The 4,625-nt window shown below is 73.1% G+C and carries 5 protein-coding genes; all 5 read right to left on the reverse strand.

From position 1 onward, the window contains the following. On the reverse strand, positions 1–338 hold a 338-nt coding region (locus tag AC07D6_RS33445; protein ID WP_479050715.1), incomplete at its 3' end, for an acyl-CoA dehydrogenase family protein. A gap of 62 nt (positions 339–400) precedes the next feature. After that, the gene (locus AC07D6_RS33450; protein WP_479050716.1) at positions 401–970 is read right to left on the reverse strand and encodes a GAF domain-containing protein; all 570 of its coding nucleotides are present in this window, start codon (positions 968–970) and stop codon (positions 401–403) included. A gap of 87 nt (positions 971–1,057) precedes the next feature. Then, positions 1,058–1,510, reverse strand: a complete 453-nt coding sequence (locus AC07D6_RS33455; protein ID WP_479050718.1) for a roadblock/LC7 domain-containing protein — start codon at positions 1,508–1,510, stop codon at positions 1,058–1,060. A 24-nt stretch (positions 1,511–1,534) separates the two neighbouring features. Then, complete coding sequence (locus AC07D6_RS33460) at positions 1,535–2,986, reverse strand: ATP-binding protein (protein WP_479050720.1); 1,452 nt, start codon at positions 2,984–2,986, stop codon at positions 1,535–1,537. A gap of 517 nt (positions 2,987–3,503) precedes the next feature. Further along, positions 3,504–4,625, reverse strand: a 1,122-nt coding sequence (locus tag AC07D6_RS33465) for a Scr1 family TA system antitoxin-like transcriptional regulator (protein WP_479050722.1), incomplete at its 5' end; no start/stop codon positions are given.

Below are 4,625 nucleotides of genomic sequence, written 5' to 3' on the forward strand. Positions count from 1 at the left end.
AGCGGCAGCCAGGTCTTCTTCTGCTCGTCGTTCCCGAAGTGCAGGATCTTCGCGACGCCCAACTGGGACGCCTGCACCATCGCGCCCATCGCCGCACTCACGCGGGACAGCTCCTCGATGATGATCGTCTTGGCCAGGTGCCCGGCCCCCATCCCACCGAACTCCGGGTTGATCGTCGCCCCGATCCAGCCGCGCGCGGCGATCCGCGCCGAAAGCTCCCGCTCCACGGTGCGGGACGCCTCCATCACCGCCACGCGTGGGGCGACCTCCGCCTCGGCGAAGGCCCGCACTTCCTGGCGTAACGCGTGGTGTTCCCGGGACAGCAGGTGGTCCGACACCGTGGTGCTTCCTCTCATTCGTGTACGGGGGTTTCGATCGGCTGCGCGGGGCGTGCGGCGTTCTACGGGAGCGGGGTGGCGGGGCTGTCCTGGAGGAGGTGGTGCATGAGCTGGTCGCGCCACTGCTTGATCAGCTCCAGCGTCGGGCGGCCGGTGGCGGCGGGGAGGGCTTCGGTGCCCACGACGCACACCGTGCCCAGGACCACGCCGCTCGGCTCGTGGATCAGGGGTGCTCCGGCGTAGGTGCGGATACCGATCTCGTCGACGACCGGGTTACCGGCGAAGCGCGGGTACGAGCAGACGTCGGACAGGACCAGGGCCTTGCGCCGCCGGACGACATCAGGGCAGTAGCCGTGGTCCAAGGGCATGCGCCGACTGACGGCCGGCAGCGGGGTGCCACCGAGGTCGCGGCGGCTGCCTTGGTCGGGCTGGTGCAAGCCGACGAACAACTGGCCACCGGCGTCGAGATCGAGGAGGTTGACCATGGCGTAGGGCAGGTCGGCGGCGTGCGCCAGCTCGCGCGCGAAATTGTCGAGCTCGCCGGTGGGCTGTTCCAGACCCAGATGGCGGACGATGTCGCGGCGCAGGCCGTCAAGCTCGTCGCTGTGTCCGTTCGAGAACGTGGGATGCACCGTGGGCTCCTACGAGGGCACGAAGGGAAGGGAAGGTGCCAAGGAAGGCGGGCCGGCGTGTGCGCGGCCGCGGCGTCGGGCGTGCTCCTACGCCGCGCGCACGGAGGTGGCCAGGTGCTCTCCGACGGCAGTGATGAGGGTGTTCATCTCGTGGGCGACTGCGCCCGCGTTGGCGTTCCGGGTGGTGCGTACGGCCAGGACGCTGCCGATGAGCTGTCCGTCGGTGCTACCCAGGCCGGCATCCGTGCTCATGACGAACAGGAACCCGGCGCCGTGCTCGACGAGGAGCTGCCGAACCTCGCCGTCCTGGCCCACCCCGGCCATGGCCAGGCCCTCCCCGCGCCCGAGGGCGACCAGTGCGGAGGTGAGGGCGGCGAGCTGGTCCGCCGCGGTGTCGTCCAGACCGTCGCCGGCGTGGGACATCCTCAGCCCGTCGGCCGAGGCCAGCAGGGCATGCAGCACCCCGGGCACCCGCTGGACGAAGTCGTCCAGCAGCGCGGTCACCTTGGTGTGGTTCTCAACTGCGAGAGCAGAGCTCATCGTGATCTCCTGGTGGTCGTCAGGTCAGGCAGGCCGGGGCCGGGCGGGGTGGTGAGCTGCGCTCGCCCCGGCAGGGGGTGGTGTGCCGCGCGTTGCGGAGACGAAGCCGCCGATCAGGCCCGCGGTTGGCCCCGCGGTCGGCGGGTCCGCCGGTCGACCCGTGGGCGCGGCGGCGCTGCCCGCGGGGGCGGGGAGCGGTCGGCCCGGCGGAGCCGGGTGTTCGCCGCCGACGGCCGGCTGAGCCGGGGCGGGGGTCCGGCGGGGGAGCCCGGCCGATGTCGTCGCACCGACCGCGGCGGTGACCGGCCGAGTCGGCCGCCGCGCCGCCGCGGGGGCGGGAATGGTGCGGGCAGGGGGGAAGGGAGCGGGCGGTGTCGGGGCGAGAAGCAGGTGGTCGGGCAGCAGGACTCGTGCCTGGATGCCGCCCTCGGGTCGTGCGTGGAGGGCGACGAGCAGGTCGTACTGGGCGGCCAGGCGGCCCACGACGGCCAGACCGATACGGCCGGACACCACGTGCTCGTACACCGAAGCGGCGTACGGATCGGCGATCAGCCGGTTCACCGCCTCCAAGGTGCCCGGCTTGATCCCCACCCCGAGGTCCTCGACCGTCACCGCCACCCCGCCCGCCGTTGCTGCGGCCCGGACCACCACCGGCGTGTCGGACGGGGAGAAGGCCGTCGCGTTGTCGATCAACTCGGCCACTAGATGCACCACCCCGGGCGCGGCGTAGGCGGGCAGGGCCACATCGGGGTTGAGCCGGTGGATCACCACCCGCTGGTAGTGCTCGACCTCCTGCAGGGCCATGCGCAGCACGGTCGACAGCGACGGCGCCTCCCGCAGCGGCGACAGGCGGTGCCCGCCCAAAATCGCCAGCCCCTCGGCCCGGCGCCTGACCCGGATCAGCAGGTGGTCCACGCGGAACACCCGGTCCAGGAGGTCCGGGTCTTCGATGGCCGACTCGACCTGGTCGATCGCGGCGGTCGCGCGATCGACCAGGGCGTAGATCCGGGAGGCGAACGCCCGCGCCATCGCGGCCTGGTCCCGCTCGGCAACCGTACGGCGCCGCTCGTCGGCCGCCGCCTGGAAGACGGCCCGTACCGCCTCGCCCTGCGCGGACACGATCGCATCCGCGACCGGCGCGAAACCGCCCGGCAGGGCCGGCCCGTCAACCGTCTTCGGCAGCCCGGGCCCCACCTCGCCCGCCTCCACCCGGTCCACCGCCTCCGCGACGGCGGCCCTGCCTCCGGCGAGAAGGCGCAGCAGATGCTTCGGAGCTTCTACCTGGTCGCGAAGTCCCGCCTGCTGGGCGCGCAGGACGCGTTCCGCGGTGCCGGCACGCCGCCAGCCCCACACCATCACCCCCGCGCACCCGATGCCCGCGGCCAAGGCGGACAGATACCAGGGCAGGAGTGCGAGCACCTGGGCGGCCCACGCCACCGAGGCCACCGCACCCGTGCCCGCGGCCGAAGCGAACACGGTCGTGCGGAGACAGGGCGCGGTGCTGCCGGCGGCGTGCCGACGGCGGCGTCGGTCTTCACGCGGTAAGGAAGGGGAAAGGGTGTGAAGCTCGTCGGAGGTCATGGGTCCTCAGAAGGTGATCGTCTACGTAGTGGTGGTAGGCGGGTGGACCGGCCGCCGCGGGGCAGTGCCACGACCACGGCGGCCGGGAGAGCAGGGACTGCTGCTCTCACTCCTCCCTTCCGGCGGGCACCGGCCGCGGCCGGGCCGGTCGCCCTACGGGGAGCCGGGGAAGAGGAGCCCACTCACGGACGGCCCCGGCACGGCGACGGGGAATGCCGCCGCACACAAGGCCACCCGCGTCTACAGCCCCGCGACCCCGAGACAGCCACCGGGTCGGCGTCGGCGCGACCGGACGCGAAGGTGACCACCGTGCCGCGGAGCAGCACGGACACCACACCGAACCGCCTCACTCGCCCGGCGCCCCCGCTCCGAACGAGGCATGCCGCCCGAATCCGCCTGCCCAGCACGATGCTCACCGGGCCGCCTCCTGGGCGTGGCGGGCGACGGCCCGCCTCAGCACGGCCAGGCTGTCGGCCGGTGGCAGGGCGTTGGTGTGCGCCCAGCGGATCTGCTCCTGGACGGGGGCGGCGGCCACACCGTTGGTGTAGGTGGGCAGCGTGCCCTCGACGCACAGGGGGCCGCTGCTGCCGGGCATCTCGTGCACGGCCAGGACACCCTGGGTACTGGCGGCCCCCGCACCGGTGGGAACCAGGCGCACGGTGACCCGGGGCCGTTGGGCCAGATCGATGAGGTGACGCAGCTGCTGGGCCATCACCGCCGGGCCGCCCAGCGGCTTGTGCAGCAGTTGCTCGCCCAGCAGCACGGTCACCGGCCCGCGCGGCAACGGCCGGGGCGGCGGAAACCCCGGAGCGTGGGGCTGCTGGCTCAGCCACCGGGTGAACGGGTCGCTGTAGAAGGGGGCGGGGAAGGCGCACCTGCTGTAGAACGTGGTGCGAACCGCGTACCGTTCGATGGCTTGGGCGCGGACGTCCCGGTCAGCGCCAGTGTCGTCACACAGGTGCTGGTGCGCGGGCACCACCAGCTCCAGGGCGTCGGCCAGCTCGGTGGCGGTCAGCCCAAACGCGGCCAGCAGCGCCGCGACCCTGTCCTGTGTCAGAAGGGTGTGGCCGGTCTCATAGTTGGTCATGGTGGAGACCGCCTTGCCGATCACCCGACCGGCCTCGGCACGACTCATGCCCACGGCATTGCGCAGCAGCCGCAACAGAACCCCGAGCACCACCGACCCGGCCGACACCACCCCACCACTGCAACAGGGATCGGGAGCAACCGGCTCGCCCAGTCGTACCCGCGACGACTTCCGTGGCTGCCACGGGCCCGGCCGCAGCGCCGGAAGAGGAGAGACCTCCGCGCGCCGCGCCGACGCCGGCCGCGCGTCGGCGATGGCCTGCCCGGCCTTCTGCCCGCCCGCGGCCGATCGCCGGGCGGCGTTCTGCTCGGCCTGGACATCGACCGACGTCAGAACAGCCAGGGAGAGCAACGCTTCGCGGGCGAGGACCCGGGAGAGGAGCGGGTCGCTGTAGGGGGTGTCGACCACGGAGCCGGCCACCGCCCGACCGCCTGCTGTACCGGGCCA

The sequence above is a fragment of the Streptomyces sp. NPDC045287 genome, from assembly GCF_056432325.1.

Bases quoted from the DNA above. Each gene is read 5' to 3' on its own strand.
- AC07D6_RS33455 (WP_479050718.1), bottom strand. From the start codon at position 1,510: ATGAGCTCTGCTCTCGCAGTTGAGAACCACACCAAGGTGACCGCGCTG.